The sequence below is a fragment of the Brevibacterium linens genome (genome assembly GCF_003999335.1).
In the GTDB taxonomy this organism is placed as follows: domain Bacteria; phylum Actinomycetota; class Actinomycetes; order Actinomycetales; family Brevibacteriaceae; genus Brevibacterium; species Brevibacterium linens.
Map to the genome: position 1 here is coordinate 697,744 of NZ_CP026734.1, position 21,913 is coordinate 719,656.

The window sequence follows — 21,913 nt, forward strand, 5'->3', positions numbered from 1 at the left end:
CGAGACGGCGGCCCGGAACCTCCATTTCGAGGGGGATCCCGGGCCGCCTTCTCTTTTCCAATTGCTACCTGACGGCGGCCCAGCAACCTCGCGCGAGGTTGCTGGGCCGCCGTCAGGTAGTTCGTGGAGTCAATTGAGGTGGGCGGCTCGTTGGGCGATGCGACCGCCGGCGAGAACCATCTCGACCTGACGGGGCGATAGACCATGGCGGAATTCGAACTTCCGTCCGGCCGCCTCGGCGGTGATCGTCGTCCCCTCACCGAGCTCATCGCGCAGACCGCGGAACTCAAGCACATCTCCCTCGGACAATGACTCGTAGTCGGCCTCGTTGGTGAACTCCAGGGCGAGGACGCCGAAGTTCGCGAGGTTCTGCCAATGGATCCGTGCCAGCGATTTCGCCACCACGACCCGCAGGCCGAGATAACGCGGAGCGATGACCGCATGCTCACGTGAGGACCCCTGACCGTAGTTCTCCCCACCGACGATCGCGTGCCCGCCGTCGTGCTCGGCGGCACGTTTGGCATAGGTGTCATCGACCTGGATATAGACGAACTCAGAGATCTTCGGGATGTTCGACCGGTATGGCAGGACGCGGGATCCGGCGGGCATGATCTCGTCGGTGGAGACGTTGTCGCCGACCTTGAGCAGGATCTCCAGATCGATGTCATCGGGCAGCGGATCGAAGTTCGGCAGGGTCGAGATGTTCGCTCCCTTGACGAGTTCGACGCCTCGGGCTTCCTCCGGTTCCAGCGGTGGGACGAGCATCTTGCGGTTCGCGGAGTACTTCTCGGGCAGCCGCACCTCGGGATAGTCCATGTCGAGGTCGCGGGGGTCGGTGATCTTCCCGGTCAGTGCGGCAGCAGCCGCAGTCTCCGGCGAGCACAGCCACACGGAGTCCTCATCCGTGCCCGACCGGCCCGGGAAGTTCCGGGGCATGGTGCGCAGACTGTTGCGTCCGACCGCCGGTGCCTGCCCCATGCCGATGCAGCCCATGCAGCCGGACTGGTGGATCCTGGCCCCGGACCCCACCAGCGAGGTCAGCCATCCGCCGGCGATGAGGTCGGCGAGGACCTCACGGGATGTGGGGTTGATGTCGAGTGAGATCTGCGGATGGATCTGGCGGTCGGCCAGCGTCTCTGAGACAACGGCGAAATCCCGCAGTCCCGGGTTCGCCGAGGAGCCGACGACGACTTGGAAGACGTCGTCACCGGCGACCTCGCGCACCGGAGTGACATTGCCCGGCGACGAGGGGGCGGCGATGAGCGGTTCGAGCTGCGAGAGGTCGATGCTGTCGGTCAGATCGTATTCGGCACCTGCGTCGGCTTCGAGGCGGGTGAAATCCTCGCCGCGGTCGACGGCTTCGAGGTAGTCACGGACAGCATCGTCGGCGGGGAAGACCGTGGCGGTGGCACCGAGTTCGGCGCCCATATTCGCAATCACGTGCCGGTCCATGGCCGTGAGGTTCTGCAACCCGTCCCCGTGGTATTCGATGATCTTTCCGACTCCGCCCTTGACCCCGTGGCGTCGCAGCATCTCGAGGATGACGTCCTTTGCCGAGACCCAGTCGGGCAAGGTGCCTGTGAGCTCGACGCCCATGATCTGCGGGGCGCTGATGAAGAGCGGCTCACCGGCCATGGCCATGGCGATCTCGAGACCGCCGACGCCGATGGCGAGCATTCCCAGTGCTCCGGCGGCGCAGGTGTGCGAGTCGGAGCCGATGAGAGTCGCCCCGGGCTTGCCGAACCGGGACTGGTGGACGGGATGGGAGACGCCGTTGCCGGCGGGGGAGAACCACAGTCCGAAGCGTGCCGCGGCCGAGCGGAGGAATTCGTGGTCCTCCGGGTTCTTCTCATCGGTCTGGAGCAGGTTGTGATCGACGTACTGCACGGACAGATCCGTGCGGATCCGGTCGAGTCCGAGGGCTTCGAGCTCGAGCATGACCAGGGTGCCCGTCGCATCCTGGGTGAGAGTCTGGTCGATCCGGATCCCGAGTTCGCTTCCGGGAGTGAGCTCCCCGGACTCCAGATGCGATCGGATGAGCTTCTGAGCAACGTTCTCAGCCATTGTCCGCCTCCTTCGGCAGTCGGGGACCACCGAAACCACACGGCTTCCGGTGGTCAACCCACGCTAGTCCTCGATCGATGGGTTCTCAAGGTCGGTCGCCTCCTGTGACCGGGTTTGCGCGTCTCAGAACTACCTGACGGCGGCCCAGCAACCTCGCGTGGAGTGGTCCCCAATAGTTGGACTGCTGTGAGGTCAGCATAAAGCAGTTGCCGGCTGTCCGGCTATGGCGGTCTTGGTCCGATACTCCATCGGGGCAAGACCGCCGAGTCGCATCGAGATCCTCTCAAAGTTATACCAATGAATGTACTCATCGATCGCTTTCTCGAGGTCCTCGACCGTGTTGAATTTCTGCAGATAGAACATCTCGGTTTTCAACTGCCCGAAGAAGTTCTCCGCCATCGCGTTATCCCAGCAGTTTCCCTTCCGCGACATCGACGGTGTGGCACCGTGTTTGGTCAGGATCGCCGCCCACGACACGTGCTGGTACTGAAACCCCTGGTCCGTGTGCACCAATGGTTTCTGACCGGGCCGAAGCCCCTGACACGCATTCGTCAGTGACTTGTTCGTCAACGCCGTGTTCGGTGACGTCGACATCGAGTACGACACCACACTGGTATCGAAGAGATCGATGACCGGTGACAGATACAGTTTCCTATCCGCCACAGCGAATTCGGTGACGTCAGAGACCCATTTCTCATTTGGTTCCTCAGCGGTGAACTCCCGGTTGAGGACGTTGCCGACGATAGTGCCGACCGTTCCACGGTGGGAGTTATACCGCTTCCTGCGCACCTTGGTCTTGATGTTCATTTCCTGCATCAACCGCAGCACTGTCTCCTTCGCGATCGTGATGCCTTCTTTGACCAAGACTGCCCAGATCTTGCGGTGCCCGTAGCATTCGCGGCTGTCGGTGAAGATCTCCCGGATCCGGGGCCTGACCTGCTCGTATGGGGCAGGTTTCTGATCGAAGCGTTTCTGGTGATAGAAAAACGTCGACCGTGCCAGGCCCGCAATGCTCAGCAGCAATGACAGTGGGTAGTTCGCCTTGAGACTGGCAACTATGCGTGCTTTTACAGCTGCCCGTTCTGCCTCAAGGCCTTCAGTTTTTTTAAGCCCTGATCCACCGTTCCAGCGGTGTCTCATACTTGCCCCGTGAATAGGAAATGCCCCTCTGACGTGGGAAAATAGTAGTGCTGAAGCCACTAACTCCACGCGTCAGAAGGACACCTCGCAAGTGACAGTCTCTCACACCCGCAAACCCATCTTCGACGAACCCAACCTCGTTTCCGCAGCCGGTCTGGCACCAGTACTCGAACTTGCCGAACACGCCGGATTGAGCCAGTCGTTATCGACGATGACGGTGGCATCACCGAACCATCTGGTGAAGTCCCGAACGATCATCGCGGGAATGCTGGCAGGAGCAGACTCCATTGATGATCTCGACCTTCTACGGGCCGGAGCTACACCAAGTCTCATCGGGCCCGTTCGTGCACCATCGACGATGGGTACGTTCCTGCGTTCATTCACTCACGGCCACGTCCTCCAGATCGCGAAGACGAACCGAGAACTATTGGGGCGTCTGCCGACGATGATCTCTGCAGGTGATGGGCCGATCATGGTCGACATGGACGACACCATTCGTGGTGTCCACGGATATCAGAAACAAGCCGCCGCGTTCGGCTACTCCGGAGTGAGGGGATTGAACGCACTGCTGATCACGGCCAGCACGAACCAATCGGCCCCGATAGTGCTGGAATCTCAGTTGCGGCGAGGCAATATTCGCTCCGGAGGTCACGCAGACTGGCACCTGGCCCGTGGACTGAGCACCATCTCCCGAATGGCCCCGGGTCGACGAGTCCTCATTCGTGCTGATGCTGCTTTCTGCCAGCGAGTCAATATCACCGCAGCCGAACAGGCCGGGGCCTGGTGGTCGTACACGATTCCGCAGTGGAAGACCGTGATCGCAGCGATCAGTAGCATCGACGAAGATGAGTGGGAACCGATTTCCTACCCGCAAGCGATCTATGACGACGAGACCGGCCAGTGGGTCTCTGACGCCGAAGTCGCCGAAGTGGGCTCGTTCACCGCGTTCGCGTCTCGTCCGAAGAATGAGCGAGTGAAGTGTCGACTGGTGGTGCGCAGAGTCAAGGTCAAACCCGACTCGCAGGAAGCACTGTTTGCCACGTGGCGGCATCACGCATTTATCACCAACAGTGACCTGTCGACGGTGGAGGCTGATCGTCGGCATCGCGGTCACGCGATCGTCGAGCAAGTCATCGCTGAACTCAAACAGGGACCGTTGGCGCATATGCCGTCGGGGAAGTTTGTGGCCAACCAGGCCTGGCTCGCCTACGCCGTCATCGCGTTCAATCTTGCCCGGGCTGCCGCCCGAGCCGCGGGAATGGGATTGGTGCGAATGCAGACTCTGCTGAGAAAGATTATTGCGATTCCGGCACGGCTGGCCAGCACAGGACGGAAGCTGATTATTCATCTCCCGAGATCGTGGCCATGGCAGGCCCAGTGGTCGCGGTTATGGGCGACGGCATCGAGTCCGTAAGCAGGAGTTGAGACCATGCACGAGTCGCCCTGAAGGGCCCGATGAGGAAACAGTCAGTGGAAGTACCAGACGAGTGGGCTGGTCCTTTGCCGTGCCCGCTGACGACCACACATTAACTACATTGACAGTGCTGCACCAGGAAGCCCCGGACGGTGGATCAAGGTTAAGTACGCGTTCTCCGCTTCCGCCCGCAACAGCCGGTCTTGCAGCTGCCGATACTCCGCCAGACTAATGTCCTCGGCACGGGTCTTCTTCGCCATCAGGTCCGGCTTAGACGGGGCCGGATCAGCATCCGGGTCCTGACCGCTGTCAATGGCGCGCATCCGGGCTGTTGTGCCCTTGCCTGACGCCGGGGGCGAGGTGAATGCCTGATCGCCCTTGTCTCGGTATTTCTTCGCCCAATCAACCACGGTACGCGAGGATGCCAGACCAACTTCCTTGGCGAGTTCGACTTTGTGTTCGCCGTCGAGGTATCGCTTCGCAGTCGCGATCTTCGTTTCTGGTGGTATACGGCGGCGCTGGTGCGGTTCCATGACCGACATTGTTCCACGCACCAGCCACCGGTCGTGGAGAAGTTTGAGTGTGGGTTTGTGGACATCGAGCTTCGTGGCTGCCGCGGCGTAGCCGTGCCCTTGGTCGAAGAGTTCGATCGCGGCCTTGGCTTGGTCGTTGGTGATCAGACAGTCCTGACGCATGGAATGGTCCCTTCAAGTTGGTTTGTGTTGATCACAGTCCAACTTTCGGGGACCACTCCAGCGCCAGGTTGCTGGGCCGCCGTCAGGTAGTTCTAGGAGTGTCTCAGGCGACGATCTCGTCATTGGGCTCCGCAGCGTGAGCAATGGCGGAGCCGATGACCGTGCCGATGGCGATGGTGAAGAATGTCGCCCCGGCAGCGAGCAGGCTGCCGGCAACTCCGGAACCGTCACCGAATTCGATCTGCGAGGCGTTGAGGAGTCCGAAGGAGCCGGGGGCGACGACGAGGAATGCGGGCACGAAACTGATCCGCCAGATCGGTCCTTTCGGCAGTCGGGAGAGGACAACGGCCACCAGGGACGCGGTCAGTGCTCCGGCCAGACCGCCGATGGCCGCTCCGAATTCGGCCCCGATACCCAGCTGGGCCAGCGCGGCCGCGGCGATGGTGAGGACGATCGGCACCGTGTGCTCGAGAGGGGTGTGCAGATAGATGATGAGGCCCAGCGTCGCGGCCGCCACACCGAGAGCCGACAGCCACCATGTCGAGGCGGTCAGCTGCGAGTTCGCCAGGGCTTCGACCCCGGTTCCGGTGGCCACAGCGGCACCGGCGACGCCGGCGATGAACATCGCCAATTGGACGGTGGCGGAGACGAGCCGCGAACTGCCGGCGGACAATGCCCCGGCGGAGATCTCGGTCAGTCCGGTGACCACGGCACTGCCGGGCAGCAGCACGGCTAGGGTGGCGACGATCGTGCGCAGGGGGCTGTCCAGCCAGTCGAGGCGGTAGCCGATGAGGATGAGCACCGCGACGATGAAGGCCGAGGTCACCGGCAGCAGCGGTCCGAGGCTGGGGTGGCGGGCATTGACGGCGAGCACTGCGGCGACGAGGAGAGAGCCGAAGGCAGCGAAGGCGAGGTTGATCAGTCCCGGTTCGAGCAGCAGGCACAGCCCGATGCCGATGGGCAGCGCACCGAGGTAGGTCAGCCAGGCAGGCCAGCGTGGGGGAGTGCCGTATACCTCGGCCTCGATCTTTCGACTGGCGGCCTCGATGCCGAGCCGACGCGACCGCACCGCATCGACGATGTCGAGCAGTTTCGCTGTCTGGTCGAACCGCAGGTCAGGGCCGATGCGTTCAAACCGAGTGGGACTGCCGGGGCCGGTGGTGAGGAACAGGCCTTTGGGAAGAGCTGCGACATTGATGGACTTCAGGCCGACGGCGGGAGCGAGCCCGGTCAGTGCGTCTTCGACATCGACCGATGAGATCCCGCCGGCGAGCAGTCCGGCCCCGATTGTCACGAGCAGCTCCTGTGCGGGGACGGTCGTTTCGCTTGCCTCGTGCACTCCCAGTCCCTCCCGTCTGCAGATCGGCCGACGAAGTAGAAGATACCAGCCCCTTGCTACCCGACGGCGGCCCAGCAACCTCGCGCGAGGTTGCTGGGCCCCCGTCAGGTAGTAATAAGGGCTATTCGGGCGGTAATACGTGAATGCCGTCGGGACCGTCGGCTGTGCGGCGGTTGCCTTGGGCCAAATAGATGCTGACTGACCACGGTGATTCGGAATCGAATGCGCCGAGGTGCCAGTCTCCATAGCGATGCTCAAGTCTCAATGATGTTCCGGCCGCGCAGTGATCGAGATCGGCAGGGCCGCCTCGTCGATGGGTCGTTGTTCCGACAACGAGGCGACTGCCTGGTGCCAGCAGCTCGTCTGCGGCGGCGAATGCCCTTGAGAGCTCCGCCCGGGTCAGAAAAGCCGGCACATTACCCGACATGAGGATGAGATCGAAGTTCTTCGGTAGCCGATGATCTGTCATCGTTCCGGGTGACAGGTCTGTCGCTGACAGCTGCCGAAACCAAGCAGCGTCGAATAGGTCAGTCGCTACCTGCAGGACCTCAGGCGTCGGGTCGACGCCGAATGCCCGGTGCCCGGCAGTGCGAAGTGCGGCGACCGCACTGCCGATCCCGCAGCCGATATCAAGGATGCTCGCCCCGCGGGGAGCGAGCATATCGATGAACCGGGCGTCGACCTCAAGGTCGACACCTGTTTGAGCCAACCGCCGCATCTTTGCGGCGTAGTCCGAAAGATCGGGCGAATGCACCATCTCCACAGTCTCTCACTCATTCCGCACCAACTTCGCGCTCCCCGAACTACCCGACGGCGGCCCAGCAACCTCGCGCGAGGTTGCTGGGCCGCCGTCAGGTAGCAATAGGGGAGGGGAAGAGTTCGCGGACGATGTCGAGTACCCTCGCCAGCGCCTCGGAGGGGTTGTTCCGGCGCCAGCCGAGGGCGAGAGTGAAGGAATCCCCGCCTTCGTCGAGGCGGACATAGCGCACTCCGTCGATGCGGATGTGATCCGAGGACTCGACGACGACGGCCATCCCGACCTGCGCGCCGACGAGAGCCAGAAGACTGTAGGGATCCGGTGCTTCCTGGACGACCGGGGGTAGGAATCCGGCGTCATCGGCCAGCCGCATCATCACCTCTCTGACCTGAGACCCGTGCGATGGGGCATAGGAGATGAACGGCTGACCGGCGAGCTCACCCATGCTCACCGACTCACGCTCGGCCAGCTCGTGTGCCGAGGGCATGGCGATCATCACGCTCTCCTGCCGGATGACGTGGACCTCGACACCGGCCGGCACCGGTGGACTGATGATCGCGAGATCGGTCTCCCCGTCGCGCAGCGCGATCGCGGCTTCCCCGCAGTACATCTGTGGCTGCAGGTCGAGGCTGATGCCCGGGTGCCGTTCGCCGACCTCGCGGGCCAGTTGGGAGAGGATGGAGTAGCCGCTCGTGCCGCCGAATCCGATGCGCACCCGGCCCGCCAGGCCCTGCTGTGCGGCCCGGGCGATGCGCCGGGCACCGTCCACCTGAGTCCCGATCGCGGCAGCGGGTTCGAGCAGCGCCTCGCCTGCCGGCGTCAGTCGGACCCGCCGCGTCGTCCGCTCGAACAGATCGACGTCGAGGTCCTTCTCGAGCGCGCGGATCATCTGGCTGAGCGCGGGCTGCGCGATGTGCAGGCGCTCCGCGGCCCGCCCGAAATGCAGCTCCTCGGCGACGGCGACGAACGCTGTGACCTGCCTGAACTCCATGTCATACTCCCGTTGCCCAGATTGATAAGAATTTACGCTTAATCACCATGATATTACCTCTTGGACTCTGAGTAGTTCCGGTGGCACTGTTGAAGACGAACTCAAGCCCATAGGAGACACCCATGACCACCGACACCATCAGCGACCCTTCCGACCTCCTCGACCTCGCCGGACTCCTCACCGACGACGAGCTGGCGCTGCGCGAGAAGGTCCGGACCTTCGTCGACAAGCGGATCCGCCCGAACATCGCCGAGTGGTACGAAGGCGCGGTCTTCCCGACCGAGATCGTGGCTGAGATGGGCGAACTCGGACTCCTCGGCATGCACCTGCAGGGCTACGGGTGCCCTGGACGCTCCGCCGTCGAATACGGTCTCGCCGCACTCGAACTCGAAGCCGGCGATTCGGGACTGCGCACCTTCGTCTCCGTCCAGGGGTCGCTGGCGATGTCGGCCATCCACAAATTCGGCTCCGAGGAGCAGAAGAACCGTTACCTGCCCGGAATGGCCGCCGGCGAGATCATCGGCTGCTTCGGACTGACCGAACCCACCGCCGGATCCGATCCCGCCTCGATGGCCACCACCGCTGCTCGCAACTCCGATGGCTCCTGGACTCTCAACGGTGCCAAGCGCTGGATCGGTCTGGCCTCGATCGCCGATATCGCGGTCATCTGGGCCGCCACCGACGACGGCATCCGCGGCTTTCTCGTGCCCACCGACATCCCCGGATTCACCGCCACCCCGATCACGCAGAAGCTGTCGATGCGGGCCTCCATCCAGTGCGATATCGACCTGGAAGACGTGAAATTGCCCGCCGAGGCGGTCCTGCCCGAGGTCACGGGACTGAAGGGTCCGTTCTCCTGCCTCAATGAGGCCCGGTACGGAATCATGTGGGGCGCCATGGGCGCCGCCCGCGACTCCTTCGAAGTCGCTCTCGACTACGCACAGAACCGTCTCCAGTTCGACAAGCCGCTCACCGCCTATCAGCTCACTCAGGAGAAGCTGGTGAACATGGCCCTCGAGATCCAGAAGGGCACCCTCCTGGCCATCCAGACAGGACGACTTAAAGACGCCGGGACTCTCGATCCCGTGCAGATCTCCGTCGGCAAGCTGAACAACTGCCGCGAAGCCATCGCCATCTGCCGGGAGGCCCGGACGATGCTCGGCGGCAACGGCATCACCCTCGAATACTCACCGCTGCGGCACGCGAACAACCTCGAATCCGTGCGCACCTACGAGGGCACCGACGAGGTCCACACCCTCATCCTCGGCCGCCACATCACCGGCCAGCAGGCCTTCCGGTGAGCTGATCCGAGCCACGGTCGGCCGGTACCCCAGGTCAGCTGCTGACCTGCACCCCGCCGACCCACACCTCGGCGGGGGTGCGCAGACCGTCCAGCTCAGCCAGCGGATCGGTCCCGATGACCAGCAGATCCGCACGGCCGCCTTCGACGATCCGCCCCCGGTCACTCAGCCCGAGCGCATCGGCTGCGCCCGAGGTGGCCGACCGGACCGCCTCGGCGGCAGTCATCCCGGCGTCGATCAGATAGCCGAGCTCATCGTGCAGCGACGCCCCGTGGGGCACGGGCGCGAATGGCGTCTCGTTCGCATCGGTGCCCGCAATGATCCGCACCCCCGCTGCATGCAGGGCGCGCACATTCGACAGGGCGAGAGCGAACGCGGAATCGGCGTTCTCGCCGAGGCGGGCATCGGCAATCGCACGCATCATCACCAAAGTGGGTGAGACGATGGTGCCCGTCTCGACGATCCGAGAGATCGTCGCCTCGCTCAGTCGTGCCCCGAAAGGGACATGCGTGAGTACATCGACACCGGCCTCGAGGCCGCGATCGAACGCCCCCGGAGTGACCGCATGGGCGACGGTGAGCAGCCCCCGGCCGCGGGCTCCGTCGACGAGCGCCCGCAACGTCGGAATATCGAGGGCGGGCACCTCGGTGGCGTCCGGGTCCTCGATGATGATCTTGATGAGATCGGCTCCGCCGGCCTCCCGCCAGGCGAGGAACCGGCCGGCATCGTCGGGCCCGGTGACACCGGATTCGACAGGGAATCCCATCACCTCGATCTGTGAGCTCCCCGGCGCCGAGGCGGCCGATCCGGCGCTGACGATCCCCGGGATTCCGCGGTTGGACCGGAGATCGTCGACAAACGAGTCCGGATGCGTCCCGAGATCGACGACCCACCCTAGTCACCACAGACATCTGCAGTCCTCACAGTTCCGGGAACGTGACCCCGGTCAGCTCTTCGGACACCGCCCACAGTCGGCGGGCCACCTCGGTGTCGGTGGACTTCGTCGAACGGGATGCGAACCCAGGCTTTCCGCGGGTCTCGAACGGACCTGTCGGGCCGATATAGCTGCCGCCGGGCAGATCGGCGACAGCGGCACAGAGGATCGGCCGTGCTCCGTCCTGCTCGCGCTGCGCGAAAACGCGGGTGAACGTCCGGTTGATTCTGTCACTCAGACGGTGCTCGTCATCGGAGCCGAAGAGGTTCGTCGCCGCATACCCCGGATGCGCAGCGACCGCCGTGACCGGTGACGAGCTCTCCTCCAGTCGGCGTTGGAGTTCAGCGGTGAAGAGCAGGTTCGCCAGCTTCGACTGACCATAGGCGGCCATCGGCCGATACGGTCGCCTCTCCCACTGAAGGTCGTCGAAATCGATCATGCCGAAGCGGTGGGCGATGGAAGAGACGGTGACGATGCGCTCACGCACCTGCGGAAGCAGCAGATTCGTCAAGGCGAAATGGCCGAGGTGGTTCGTCCCGAACTGCGATTCGAACCCGTCGACGGTCCTGTACAGGGGCGGGATCATGATCCCCGCATTGTTGATGAGGAGATCGACCGGTTCGGTGAAGTCCGCCGCGAAATCGCGTACCGAGGACAGGTCGGCGAGGTCGAGGTCGCGTACCTCCGTGCTGCCCGGCATCGTCGCTGCAGCGGCCTCACCCTTCGCACGGTGGCGCACGGCCAGGACGACATGAGCTCCTCGACCGGCCAGAACCCGGGCAGTGACCCGGCCGAGTCCGCTGTTCGCGCCGGTGATGAGGGCCGTACGCCCGGTGAGGTCGGGAATGCCGAAGTCGATCGGAGAAGTCATGGAGTCATCCTAGGTTTCTGCCCTGGCAGTCAGCTGTCCAACCGAGCCGCCACCGCGCCACCGACACGCCGATGTTAGGGTAGCCTTCGTGCCGAAGATCCCTGAAACCGGTGCGCAGCTGCTGCGCCGAGCCGCCCGTCGGCGCATCCGTCCGCTGCTGCTGGGAGCCGTGACCCTGTCGCTGTGGCAGGTCTGCGAAGCACTCGTGCCGGTGGCGATCGGAATCATCGTCGACCGCGCGATCATCCCGCTGTCGATCCCGGCTCTCATCGTCGGGATCCTCGGCCTCGCCGCACTGTTCACCGTGCTCAGCCTCGGCTACCGCTTCGGCGCTCGACTGTGCAATGCCGCCCGTGAGCACGAAGCCCACGCCCTGCGCGTCGAGATCACGCACGCGGCACTGACCGCATCACACCTGCCACCCGACCGGACATCGGGGGAGGTGCTCTCGATCGCCTCCGCCGATGCCGACACCGCTGCCACGTCCTTCCAGCAGGCCGGCCGCGGCATCGCCTCGGTGCTGGGCATGATCACCGCGGCGGTCTTCCTGCTCATCGCCGACCCCGTGACCGGACTCGTCGTCCTCGTCGCCGTGCCCATCGGACTCATCATCGTCGCTCTGCCCGGCCGCTCAGTGTCCGCGAAGGCCACCGCTCAGCTCGACGCCGTCGCCTCCGCGGGACGCTCGGCGTCCGACCTCATGCACGGACTGCGCGTGGTCAAGGCGATGGGAGGGGAGCCGTGGGCGGTGCGTCGTTACCGCGCCACCTCCGATGCGGCCGCCGAAGCCGGCATCGCCACAGGTGAGAGGACCGGTCGCCTGGCCGGTCTCGGTGCGCTCGTCATGTCCGCGGTGCTGGCGATCGTCCTCATCGTCGCGGGGCTGCGTCTCATCGACGGCCAGATGAGCGTCGGGGCGCTGATCGGCATCCTCGGCATGACCGCCTTCCTCACCGAACCCATGCGCGCACTCGCCGAGATCGTCGGCCTCTTCGCCCAATCCCACGGCGCCGCCGAACGGATCGTCCGCCTGCTCGGCGACATTGACGCTCCGGACGACGCCCGCGATGGAACGGACACCATCACCGAGGCGGCCCCCACCACCCGTATCACCGCCGACAACCGCCCGAGCGTCACCACCACCGAAACCGGGATCACCATCACCGGATGGCCGGCAACTACGGAATCCGGCGAACTCACCACCGGCGGCGGCACACTGACCTGCATCGTCTCCGACGACGCCGAGGACGCAGCGAGGCTGCTGGCTGAGCTGACCTCCCACGCCCGGAGCCTCGGCCCCGCCCGGATGCTCGTCGCACCCCACGACGTCGATCTGTTCGAAGGCACCATCGGATCGAACATCACGATGGTCGTCGCCGACGACAGTGCAAACACCGACGACCGCACAGACACAGCCGACCACTCGCCGATCTCGGCCGAGGTGCTCACCGCCTCGGGAGTCGACGAGCTGCTCGACCTCGTCGATGGGGGACTCGGCTGCCGGATCCAGGAACTCGGCGGGAACCTCTCGGGCGGCCAGCGGCAGCGCGTCGCCCTGGCTCGAGCCCTGAACGCCGACCCGCAGATCCTCGTCCTCGCCGAACCCACCACCGCCGTCGACGCGGTCACCGAAGCGAGGATTGCTCACGGGCTCAGCCGACTGCGCAGCAGGAGAGGAGACCAGGCCACGATCATCCTCACCTCATCCCCGGCTTTCCTCGCAGCCGCCGACACCGTCGTCTATCGCCCCACGTCAGGCCCGCTGCTCCTCGGCCGCCATGCCGATCTCCTCGAGACAGACACCGACAGCGCCGAGGCCTACAGAGATGCGGTGACCCGATGACGGCACCGACGCACACCACCCTGACGATCGCCTCGCGGCGTCGCTCCTTCGCCCACCTGGCCCCGCTGTTGTGCCGCCGAGCCGGCTGGATCGTCATCCTCGTCGTCGCGGGACTGGCCAATGCCGGGGCAGGGCTCGTCGGGCCATGGGCGATCGGCCGTCTCGTCGACGAACTCCCCGCCGGAGCCGGTCCCGAACTCGTGTGGGCCTGCGCCGTCGCCGTCGCGATCGCCGGCATCGTCATGGCCGCGGGCACGTGGATCGGTGCGTGGGCGCTCGCCCGCATCGCGATGCCCGTCGTCGCCGAACTGCGCACCGAAGTCGTCAACTCAGCCCTGACACTCGAGTCCCAGCGGATCGAACGCACCGGCACCGGCGACCTCATCTCCCGCGTCGCCGACGACTCCCGCAAGATCGGCGAGGCCGCCGGCCAAGTGCTGCCGCTCGTCGTCGAATCCCTCCTCGTCGTCATCGTCTCCGCCGCAGGTCTGGCCGCCATCGACTGGCGTCTCGGGCTGGTCGGGCTCGTCGCCGTGCCGATGTACTGGCTCACCCTGCGCTGGTATCTGCCCCGGTCGGAACCCATCTACAAGGAGGAACGCGCCGCCTTCGGACGGCGTGCCGGGCGCCTGCTCGGCGGGCTCACAGGCAGCGCTACCCTGCGTACCTATCGTGCCGAGGCAGGGGAGATGCGACGCATCGACTCCGCCTCCGCGCATGCCCGCGACCTGTCGATCGACGTCTTCCGGTTCGTCACCCGCGCCTTCGGCCGCAACAACCGCGCCGAGGCGGTCGTCCTCTCCCTGCTCCTGGTCGCCGGCTTCGCCCTCGTCTGGTTCGGCGAGTCCACCGCCGGCGCCGTGACTACGGCGGCTCTGGTCTTCCACCGTCTCTTCAACCCCATCGGCGCCCTCGTCGGACTCTTCGACCAGGTCCAATCGGCCGGTGCCTCCCTGACCCGGATGGTCGGAGTCATCGACGAGGCCGCCACCGCGCCGAGGCGATCGACCCGGACCGCGCCTGCCGCCCCGAGCCTTGTGCTCGAGGATCTGTGGTTCTCCTACGACACGGACTTGGATACGGACAATCACGTGCTGCGCGGGGTGAACCTGAGCATCGCGCCGGGTGAGCACATCGCCGTCGTCGGCACCACCGGTGCCGGGAAGACGACGCTGGCGAAGATCGCCGCGGGACTGTCCGCACCCGCTCACGGACGGGCACGTCTCATGAACGGCGGGACCGCCCCGGCGAGCGGGGTGGACGTGGGTGCGATGGACGAAACCACGCTGCGCCGACATATCGCCATGGTCGCGCAGGAGGTCCACACGTTCTCCGGCAGCCTGCATGACAATGTCGCCCTGCCGCGTCCGGATGCGACCGCCGACGATGTGCGCACTGCCCTGGACGTGGTCGGCGCCGGGTGGGCGACCTCCCTGCCGAACGGCCTCGACACGCAGATCGGGGAGGGAGGGGTCCGCTTGTCCGCGGTCCAGGAGCAGACGATCGCCCTGGCCCGCCTGGTGCTGGCCGACCCGGACTTCGCGATCCTCGACGAAGCCACCGCCGAGGCGGGATCGGCTGGAGCCCATGTCCTCGAATCCTCCGCCGAGGCGGCCCTTGCCGGCCGTGGCGCGCTCATCGTCGCCCACCGGCTCAGCCAAGCGGAGAAAGCCGACCGGATCCTCGTCATGGAGCACGGACGCGTCGTCGAGGAAGGCACTCATGCCGAACTCGTCGCCGCCGGCGGACGGTACGCCGAGCTGTGGGAGGCATGGTCGGGCTGAGGCAGCCCGAACCCGATCAGCTCAGGCCGAGCACCGTCGTGGCGATCGTGAAGTAGATGATGAGGCCCGTGGCATCGCAGAATGTCGAGATGAACGGGTTGGAGAACACCGCCGGATCCGCCCCGACCTTCTTCGCGATGATCGGCATCAGACCGCCCACCGTCGCGGCCATGATGCACACCGACAGCAGGGTCAGGCCGATGACCAGTCCGACCGCCCAGCCGTAGACGAGCCCGGCGATGATGAAGCCCAGTGTGCCGAGCACGGAACCGAGCACCGCGCCCACCCGCAGCTCTCTCCAGATCACGCGCCCGAGATCACGGACCCGCACCTCACCGACGGCCAGGGCACGGGTGACGGTCGTGGCCGCCTGGTTGCCGGTGTTGCCGCCCGTGCCGGTGAGCAGCGGAATGAAGAGGGCGAGGACGACGACCTGATCGAGACGGTTCTCATAGACTTCGAGGACTTGCACGGTGAGGATCGCGGACACGGCGAGGACGAGCAGCCACACGATGCGGCTCTTGACCAGCCGGATGATGGTCGAAGACAGATAGGAGCGATCCAGCGGCTCCGTACCGGAACCGCGGGCGAGGTCCTCCGCGTCCTCCTCGTCAACGATGTCGAGGACGTCATCCATGGTGAGGATGCCGACGAGCCGTTCCTCCTCATCGGTCACCGGCATCGCAATGAGCCGGTGGGAGAGGAACTCACGCGAGGCCACCTCACGGTCGGTCAGCGCATGGGTGCTCAGCGAATCACGCACCATGTCTCCGATGATCGTGTCCTCATCGGCGGCCAGCAGGTTGCGCAGCGACACCACTCCCCGCAGCACCCTGCCGGGACCGACGACAGGCAGCAGGTAGACGGTCTCGGGTCCGTCGATGCGGGCGCGGACGACCTCCATCGCCTGGGCCGCCGTCCAATCCTCGTGGATGCCGAGCACCTCCGGAGACATGTACCGACCGATCGCGGACTTCGGGTAGCCCAGCACCGCCGAGGTCATCTCTCGCTCGTCCGGGGTCAACCCCTTCATCAGGCGGCTGGCCACGCTCGCGGGCAGTTCGCCGAACAGTTCGGCGCGATCATCGGGGTCGAGGCCCTCGACGATATCGGCGACCTCGGGTTCGCGGAGATTGCCGATGAGTTCGGCCTGGTAGGCCGGAGGCAGGTCCTCGAAGACATCGAGAGCCTCCTCCTTCGTCAGCACGCGGAAGAGCATCGCCGACTGCAGCGGGGTCGAGGTATGGACGAGGCGTCCGATCTCGGCACGCGGGACCTGCCGGGCGAGACCGGCGATCTCGTCGAGAGTACCGGGATCGATCCTGCCGGTGAGTGCGGATTCGAGTCGGTCGGCCGCCTCGGTGCCCTCTGTCGTATCGGCCACGCATGCCCCCTCACCTCGGACGGAAACTCCCGCCCTCAAGCCTAGGCCATGCACGAGGCGGGAGCGGGCCACGCCGTGAAGCGCGCAGCCCTACGATGGAGCCATGAAATCCTTCAGCGAACTGCACGTCCCCGGCGACCCGTTCATCCTGCCCTGCGCCTGGGACGTGGCCAGCGCACGGCTCTTCGCCGAGGCGGGGCACCCGGCCGTCGGCTCCACGAGTCTTGGTGTGGCCGCCGGCATCGGCGCCGCCGATGAGGATCGCGAAACCCTGACCGCAACCGCGGATCTTGCCGCCGACCTGCGACGGACGCTGCCGGACCTGCCGCTGACCTGCGATTTCGAAGACGGCTATGGAGACGGCCCCGAATCCGTCGTCGACTCCGTGCATGAGACATTCGCCGCCGACCCCGCGGCCGGGCTCATCGTCGACGGCATCAACATCCAGGACTCGCGACAGGGCCGGATGAGCGAACCTTCGGTCCTCGCTGCGAAGGTGACGGCGATCAAGGAGGCGTTCCCCGCCCTGTTCGTCAACGCCCGGATCGACACGTTCTGGATCGGCCAGGACAACCTCGGCGAGGTCACCAGCCGCATCGACGCCTATGCCGATGCGGGTGCCGACGGGATCTTCGTCCCCGGCAACCTCGACCTCGAGACGATCGAGACGATCACCGCACGCAGCCGGGTTCCGGTGAATGTGCTGGCCAGCGCGCGGTATTCGCGTTCCAGCCTCGCCGAGGCGGGAGTGGCCCGGATCAGCACCGGATCGCTGCTCTATCGCGCGGCGATGTCGGAGGCGCTGAGTTCACTGCAGATCCTCGCCGGCGACTGCCCTGCGCAGACGGCGAACGTGCTGTCGTACCGGGCCTTCACCGAACTGGGCTGAGTCAGCGTCCGTCCTGCCGGACGGTGAGCACGGGGACGGGGGAGCGCAGGATGAGGCGCTGCGCGACCGACCCGAGGATCACCTTGCCAACGCGCGACCGGGCACGGACACCGAGGACGAGCCGGTCGACTTCCGGGTGATCGCCCAGTTCGTCGATGACGGCGGTGACCGGGTCGCGATCCCCGCGTCCGGACCGGTTGATGACGGTGACCTCAAGCCCGGAGGGGATCTCGTCGGCGACGAAATCGTGGAGGGTGAGGTTGATGAGCAGCAGCCCGGTGCCGAGGTTCTGCGCCTCGGCGATGGCCGATTCGAGTGCCCGACGGCCTTCGGGACTGTCGGTGGCGGCGACGGCGACTGACATGGAGGCTCCTTATCTGCGTCCGTACTCGGCTTTGAACTCGCGTTCGAACTCCGCGAGGTCCTTGTCCTTCGTCTCCGGCAGCATCAGCGCCAGGAAGACGAAGGCGATCACGGCGATGCCGGCGAACATGCCGAAGGTCGCCGTCATGCCCATGGCCTCGATGAGCGGCGGGAAGAACTGCGCGACGATAGCGTTCATGATCCACAGCACGAACACGCTGATGCCCATCGCGAAGCTCCGGATCTTCATCGGGAAGATCTCGGAGAGCATCAGCCACGTCAGCGGGCCGACCGTTCCCTGCATGGAGAAGACGAAGAGGACGAGGAAGGCGAGCACCGTCCAGGCCTGTGCCGGTCCGGGCGGAACGATGACCGCGGTCAGCGCAATGAGTGTGTGGAAGACTGCGATGAGGGCGTAGCCGGTGAGGAACATGACCCTGCGCGGCAGCTTGTTGAGCAGGTACATGCCCAAGGTGATGCCGGCGAGTGAGAAGACGCCGTTGGCGATGTTGCCGATGATTGCGACACCGGAATCCAGGCGCGCGCTCGTGAGCAGCTGAGTGCCGTAGTACATGACCGAGTTGATTCCGGTCAGTTGCTGGAAGAAGCCGAGTCCGGCGCCGATGAGGACCAGACGCAGCACCCACCGAGTGCCGAGGTCGGAGAGTCCGCCTGTGGCTTCCTTCGCATCCTCGGCGGTGAGGTGGGTGACCTCGGCGATCTCGGCCTCGGCGCGTTCGGGGGAGCGGACCTGCTTGAGCACGGCCAGTGCTTCCTCGGCGCGTCCCTGCGAGATCAGCCAGCGCGGGCTCTCGGGCTGGAAGATCATGCCCACGAGGAGGGCGATCGCAGGTGCCAGGGCCACGAGCAGCATCCAGCGCCAGATCGAGTCGATGTGTCCGAAGAAGTTGAAGATCGCGGCGTTGATGATGAAGGCGGCGAGCTGTCCGCCGACGATCATCGCCTCGTTGCGGGTGACGTAGCTGCCGCGCTTCTCCGACGGAGCAATCTCACCGAGGTAGACCGGCACTGTCGCGGAGGCGCCGCCGACGGCGAGTCCGAGGACGAAGCGGGCGCCGATGAGGAACGCGGCAGCGGGCGCGAGCACACAGCCGAGAGTGCCGAGGATGAAGACTCCGGCCAGGGCCAGGATCGTCTTGCGACGACCCCAGGCATCAGCGACACGACCGCCGAAGACCGCTCCGAAGGCGGCACCGACCATGAGGGAGGCGACGACGAGGCCTTCGCTCAGCGCGGTCAGGCCGAAGTCCTCGCTCAGAGGCTCGAGGGCTCCGTTGACGACTCCGGTGTCATAGCCGAAGAGCAGACCGCCGAAGGTGGCGACCGTGGCGATGACACCGAGGCGATGGACGGGGCGACCTGTGCCGACGTGGGGGAGTTCGAAGTTCGTGCTCGCGGTGGACGTCGATCGCCGGCGCGGGGATCCGGGTGGCATTGGCGGCTCCTTTCCCCTTCAGTCCTGACACATGGGAGCCTGCCGCAGGCGGAGGGGGTGGAGCTCAGTCCTCCTGATACGAGTTATCGATGACTTCGGGCATGCCGTCGATGACCGAGACCTGCTCGGTCCCGTCATCGGCCAGGGCATCGACATCGAGGTCATCCCCGTCGAGCTCGGCGACCTCGAAGTCGTCATCGCCGTCGGAGACCATCTCGTCGCCGACGCGGTTTCCCTGTTCCGCTGCGGGCGACTGATCGGTGTTGAACTCGTCCGAGAGGTCGGGGGCCTCGTTCTCGTCTTCCCAGCCGGCTTCGTCGACGAGCACATCGTCGGCGCCTTCGATGCCGGTCCCTTCGGGCCCCTCCGCACCGGGTTCGACGGGGGCTTCGGCGGGTTCGTCATCGATGTCTGAACCGATGTCGGAGTCGGCGTCGACCTGGTCGGCCTCGGCCTCGGCCTCGGCGGCGCTGAGTTCGGGATCATCCAACTCATCGGCCGTCGGTTCGTCGAGTTCGGGATCATCGAGGATGGGGTCGTCTTCCAGCCGGTCTGCTGCATCCGCGTCGAACTCGCTCATGATCTCTCCTTCACTCGCAATCAGGGTCGGGCCCTCATTCTGACACGTCGTTCGGTCGCAGGCCATGGGGGTCAGGATCATTTCCGGTCAAAACGGTCCTTCCACTCCTGCCAGTCCCACTGGGCCGGAAACTTCTCTCCGGCCATTCGGCCCGACGAGATGAGGTCGAGCTTGTCATCGTCAGTGAGGGCGAAGTCCGTGCTGCTGTGTCCGGTGGTGTCGACGAACACCGTCCTCTCGGTCACCGAGGGGTCATCGATGTGCCGCCGGTCGTGGGCATTGATCATCGTCGACAGCACGGACTTCGCGTATTGGTACGTCGTCGCGTTGGGCCGCCATTCCGCGGCCGCTGTCCGCCGGGCCGAGAGCATCACACCGAAGGTCGGCCACCGTGCAGGCTTTGCGTCTTTGCGGTCGAAGACGTCGACGGGGAAGTTCGAGAGCAGTCCGCCGTCCGCGCCGAGCACGGAGTCTCCACCGGCGATGTCCGGCCGGGCAGGCAGGGCCCGCGGACGGAAGAAGAACGGACTGGCCGCTGAGGCGCACACCGCCTCGGCGACGGACTGGCTGTCCGCATCGACACCGAGGGCCTCTTCGTAGTCCCAGGGCAGGCGGAGCATGCGGCCGCGGGAGACATCGGAGACGATGACGACGAGCCGATATGACCGCTCAGGTGGGATCGCGCTGCCCGGATCGTCGAGTTTGAGGTCACCCCACGTGCGCACCCCCTGATCGGCCAATGCCGAGGCGAGGAAGTCATGGAGCGCCTCTCCCACATACATTCCCTTGTGCAGCAGCAGTCCCTGTACTCGCCCCAGCCAGGGGACGAGGTGGAAGACAGGAGGAAGGTCCTCGAACTCGGTGAAACCCTGTTCGAGGACCTTCTGCTCAAGCGTCTGCGGGGCGATCCCCGCCGCGGTCAGCGCACCGACGATGGCTCCGGCCGAGGCGCCGGCGATCCGGTGGAAGTCGTAGCCTGCGTCGGCGAGGGACTCGACCGCGCCGACCAGGCCCGGCAGCTTCGCCCCGCCGCCCTCGAGGACGAGATCGGTCATCGCCATGCCAACTCCTTCCCGTGGTTCCCTGATTCCATTGTGGACCCGGAACGCGGGAGAAGCAGGGACACCAGAGCCTGAGTCAGACTCCTGCCGGCTGGCGCCTGCGTGCCGCACGACGGCTGCGGGGGCTGTCTCCGCCGGTTCGGCCGGTGAAGTGGTCCATGGTCTGGTTGACGCCGAGGAGGTCCATCACTGCGTCGAACGCGCGGGTCGGCAGGAGGCGGACACCCGGAACCAGGCGCACGAGTGAGGGCATGACCAGCTGCTCACGACCGGATTCGATCGAGTCGATGACCTGAGTGGACACGTTGTTCTCTTCGAGGATCGGCAGCAGGCGGGGGAACTTCGTCTGGACGCCGGCGAACATCCCCGTGTTGATGTAGAACGGGCAGACGACGAGGGTGTTGACTCGACTGCCTTCTGTGCGCAGCTCGCCGCGCAGCGACTCGGTGAAGCCGACAGCGGCCCATTTGCTCGCCGAATAGTCGGTCTGTTTGGCCACGCCGGTCAGTCCGGCAGCGCTGGCGATGGTGACGATCGAGCCGTGGTTGCGTGCCCGAATTCCGGGCAGGAACGCCTTCGTCGTCCAGTACAGGGCCAGCGTGTTGACGTCGAAGGTGCGTCGGATCGCGGCCTCGTCGGCGTCGAGGAGCTTCTTGCCGGTGACGACACCGGCGCAGTTGACGAGGATGTCGATATCGCCGACGTCCTGAGCGGTGGACGCGACCTGAGTGGAGTCTCCGACATTGACGGAGTAGGCGCGGGCGCGAAAACCCTTGGCCTCGATCTCCTGGCGGACAGCCTCACCGCTTTCAGTCGAGAGGTCCCAGATGATGACTTCGGCGGCTCCGCGGTCAGCGGCTTCGAGAGCCATGAGCCGACCGATTCCGCTTCCGGCCCCTGTGATGAGGATGCGGCTGCCGGCGATCGTCGTTCCAAGCGTCATGTCAATGCGTCCTTGCAGTTGGGTGTCAGTGCCGTCGGTCTCGAAGCGAACCCGCCCAAGCGGGTCCCGCGAGATGTTACTCAACAGTACATCAGTGTGCTGTA

Annotated in this window: 19 protein-coding genes; 5 read left to right on the forward strand and 14 right to left on the reverse strand. The window is 65.5% G+C overall.

The annotated features are described in order from the left end of the window. Positions 1-129: 129 nt before the first annotated feature. Positions 130-2,064, reverse strand: a complete 1,935-nt coding sequence (locus CXR29_RS02870) for an aconitate hydratase (RefSeq protein ID WP_127363832.1) — start codon at positions 2,062-2,064, stop codon at positions 130-132. Positions 2,065-2,256: 192 nt separating this feature from the next. Then, entirely contained in the window at positions 2,257-3,204 is a 948-nt protein-coding gene (locus tag CXR29_RS02875) for an IS3 family transposase (protein ID WP_127363833.1), read from the reverse strand. Between the two features lie 91 nt (positions 3,205-3,295). Between CXR29_RS02875 and CXR29_RS02880 the strand changes: the two genes are divergently transcribed. Further along, the gene (locus CXR29_RS02880) at positions 3,296-4,618 is read left to right on the forward strand and encodes an IS1380 family transposase (protein ID WP_420897590.1); all 1,323 of its coding nucleotides are present in this window, start codon (positions 3,296-3,298) and stop codon (positions 4,616-4,618) included. Between the two features lie 116 nt (positions 4,619-4,734). Here CXR29_RS02880 and CXR29_RS02885 read toward each other — a convergent pair whose 3' ends face one another. The 4 genes from CXR29_RS02885 to CXR29_RS02900 form a co-directional block, all read right to left on the reverse strand. Then, positions 4,735-5,313 carry a helix-turn-helix domain-containing protein gene (locus CXR29_RS02885; RefSeq protein WP_127363834.1) on the reverse strand — a complete coding sequence of 193 codons (579 nt, stop codon included), beginning with the start codon at positions 5,311-5,313 and terminating at the stop codon, positions 4,735-4,737. Between the two features lie 103 nt (positions 5,314-5,416). Beyond that, complete coding sequence (locus CXR29_RS02890; protein ID WP_164742763.1) at positions 5,417-6,652, reverse strand: threonine/serine exporter family protein; 1,236 nt, start codon at positions 6,650-6,652, stop codon at positions 5,417-5,419. 121 nt (positions 6,653-6,773) lie between these two features. Beyond that, a complete protein-coding gene (locus tag CXR29_RS02895) occupies positions 6,774-7,409 on the reverse strand; it encodes a class I SAM-dependent methyltransferase (RefSeq protein WP_127363835.1) in 636 nt (211 codons plus the stop codon). 94 nt (positions 7,410-7,503) lie between these two features. Further along, positions 7,504-8,400, reverse strand: a complete 897-nt coding sequence (locus tag CXR29_RS02900) for a LysR family transcriptional regulator (RefSeq protein WP_127363836.1) — start codon at positions 8,398-8,400, stop codon at positions 7,504-7,506. Between the two features lie 122 nt (positions 8,401-8,522). Here CXR29_RS02900 and CXR29_RS02905 point away from each other — a divergent pair, with 122 nt between their 5' ends. After that, positions 8,523-9,701, forward strand: a complete 1,179-nt coding sequence (locus tag CXR29_RS02905; RefSeq protein WP_127363837.1) for an acyl-CoA dehydrogenase family protein — start codon at positions 8,523-8,525, stop codon at positions 9,699-9,701. 34 nt (positions 9,702-9,735) lie between these two features. Here CXR29_RS02905 and CXR29_RS02910 read toward each other — a convergent pair whose 3' ends face one another. Together CXR29_RS02910 and CXR29_RS02915 are read right to left on the reverse strand one after the other, a co-directional pair. Beyond that, entirely contained in the window at positions 9,736-10,467 is a 732-nt protein-coding gene (locus CXR29_RS02910; protein ID WP_127363838.1) for an amidohydrolase family protein, read from the reverse strand. Positions 10,468-10,621: 154 nt separating this feature from the next. After that, complete coding sequence (locus CXR29_RS02915) at positions 10,622-11,506, reverse strand: oxidoreductase (protein WP_127363839.1); 885 nt, start codon at positions 11,504-11,506, stop codon at positions 10,622-10,624. 88 nt (positions 11,507-11,594) lie between these two features. On the opposite strand from CXR29_RS02915, the gene CXR29_RS02920 reads away from it, so the two are divergent. Together CXR29_RS02920 and CXR29_RS02925 are read left to right on the forward strand one after the other, a co-directional pair. After that, complete coding sequence (locus tag CXR29_RS02920) at positions 11,595-13,349, forward strand: ABC transporter transmembrane domain-containing protein (RefSeq protein WP_127363840.1); 1,755 nt, start codon at positions 11,595-11,597, stop codon at positions 13,347-13,349. Further along, the gene (locus tag CXR29_RS02925; RefSeq protein ID WP_127363841.1) at positions 13,346-15,133 is read left to right on the forward strand and encodes an ABC transporter ATP-binding protein; all 1,788 of its coding nucleotides are present in this window, start codon (positions 13,346-13,348) and stop codon (positions 15,131-15,133) included. The genes CXR29_RS02920 and CXR29_RS02925 overlap by 4 nt, the downstream gene beginning before the upstream one ends. Positions 15,134-15,149: 16 nt before the next feature. Here CXR29_RS02925 and mgtE read toward each other — a convergent pair whose 3' ends face one another. Next, on the reverse strand, positions 15,150-16,517 hold the full coding sequence (gene mgtE / locus CXR29_RS02930; protein ID WP_127363842.1) for a magnesium transporter: 1,368 nt from the start codon (positions 16,515-16,517) through the stop codon (positions 15,150-15,152). A gap of 103 nt (positions 16,518-16,620) precedes the next feature. Between mgtE and CXR29_RS02935 the strand changes: the two genes are divergently transcribed. After that, positions 16,621-17,406: an isocitrate lyase/PEP mutase family protein gene (locus tag CXR29_RS02935; RefSeq protein ID WP_127363843.1), complete on the forward strand. Its 786-nt coding sequence runs from the start codon at positions 16,621-16,623 to the stop codon at positions 17,404-17,406. Position 17,407: 1 nt separating this feature from the next. Here the strand turns inward: CXR29_RS02935 and CXR29_RS02940 are convergent, their stop codons facing one another. The 5 genes from CXR29_RS02940 to CXR29_RS02960 all read right to left on the reverse strand — a co-directional run bounded on the left by CXR29_RS02940 (position 17,408) and on the right by CXR29_RS02960 (position 21,809). Next, entirely contained in the window at positions 17,408-17,770 is a 363-nt protein-coding gene (locus CXR29_RS02940) for a universal stress protein (RefSeq protein ID WP_127363844.1), read from the reverse strand. A gap of 9 nt (positions 17,771-17,779) precedes the next feature. After that, on the reverse strand, positions 17,780-19,225 hold the full coding sequence (locus tag CXR29_RS02945; RefSeq protein ID WP_127363845.1) for a sugar porter family MFS transporter: 1,446 nt from the start codon (positions 19,223-19,225) through the stop codon (positions 17,780-17,782). Positions 19,226-19,289: 64 nt separating this feature from the next. Next, the gene (locus CXR29_RS17245; protein WP_164742764.1) at positions 19,290-19,805 is read right to left on the reverse strand and encodes a hypothetical protein; all 516 of its coding nucleotides are present in this window, start codon (positions 19,803-19,805) and stop codon (positions 19,290-19,292) included. A 77-nt stretch (positions 19,806-19,882) separates the two neighbouring features. Continuing rightward, positions 19,883-20,866 carry a patatin-like phospholipase family protein gene (locus CXR29_RS02955; protein ID WP_127363846.1) on the reverse strand — a complete coding sequence of 328 codons (984 nt, stop codon included), beginning with the start codon at positions 20,864-20,866 and terminating at the stop codon, positions 19,883-19,885. Between the two features lie 76 nt (positions 20,867-20,942). After that, on the reverse strand, positions 20,943-21,809 hold the full coding sequence (locus CXR29_RS02960; RefSeq protein ID WP_127363847.1) for an SDR family oxidoreductase: 867 nt from the start codon (positions 21,807-21,809) through the stop codon (positions 20,943-20,945). Positions 21,810-21,913: the final 104 nt, after the last annotated feature.

Coding starts and splice junctions, on each gene's coding strand:
- CXR29_RS02870 (WP_127363832.1), bottom strand. CDS start 2,064: ATGGCTGAGAACGTTGCTCAGAAGCTCATCCGATCGCATCTGGAGTCC.
- CXR29_RS02875 (WP_127363833.1), bottom strand. CDS start 3,204: ATGAGACACCGCTGGAACGGTGGATCAGGGCTTAAAAAAACTGAAGGC.
- CXR29_RS02885 (WP_127363834.1), bottom strand. CDS start 5,313: ATGCGTCAGGACTGTCTGATCACCAACGACCAAGCCAAGGCCGCGATC.
- CXR29_RS02895 (WP_127363835.1), bottom strand. CDS start 7,409: ATGGTGCATTCGCCCGATCTTTCGGACTACGCCGCAAAGATGCGGCGG.
- CXR29_RS02900 (WP_127363836.1), bottom strand. CDS start 8,400: ATGGAGTTCAGGCAGGTCACAGCGTTCGTCGCCGTCGCCGAGGAGCTG.
- CXR29_RS02905 (WP_127363837.1), top strand. CDS start 8,523: ATGACCACCGACACCATCAGCGACCCTTCCGACCTCCTCGACCTCGCC.
- CXR29_RS02910 (WP_127363838.1), bottom strand. CDS start 10,467: ATGGGATTCCCTGTCGAATCCGGTGTCACCGGGCCCGACGATGCCGGC.
- CXR29_RS02915 (WP_127363839.1), bottom strand. CDS start 11,506: ATGACTTCTCCGATCGACTTCGGCATTCCCGACCTCACCGGGCGTACG.
- CXR29_RS02925 (WP_127363841.1), top strand. CDS start 13,346: ATGACGGCACCGACGCACACCACCCTGACGATCGCCTCGCGGCGTCGC.
- CXR29_RS02935 (WP_127363843.1), top strand. CDS start 16,621: ATGAAATCCTTCAGCGAACTGCACGTCCCCGGCGACCCGTTCATCCTG.
- CXR29_RS02940 (WP_127363844.1), bottom strand. CDS start 17,770: ATGTCAGTCGCCGTCGCCGCCACCGACAGTCCCGAAGGCCGTCGGGCA.
- CXR29_RS02945 (WP_127363845.1), bottom strand. CDS start 19,225: ATGCCACCCGGATCCCCGCGCCGGCGATCGACGTCCACCGCGAGCACG.
- CXR29_RS17245 (WP_164742764.1), bottom strand. CDS start 19,805: ATGAGCGAGTTCGACGCGGATGCAGCAGACCGGCTGGAAGACGACCCC.
- CXR29_RS02955 (WP_127363846.1), bottom strand. CDS start 20,866: ATGGCGATGACCGATCTCGTCCTCGAGGGCGGCGGGGCGAAGCTGCCG.
- CXR29_RS02960 (WP_127363847.1), bottom strand. CDS start 21,809: ATGACGCTTGGAACGACGATCGCCGGCAGCCGCATCCTCATCACAGGG.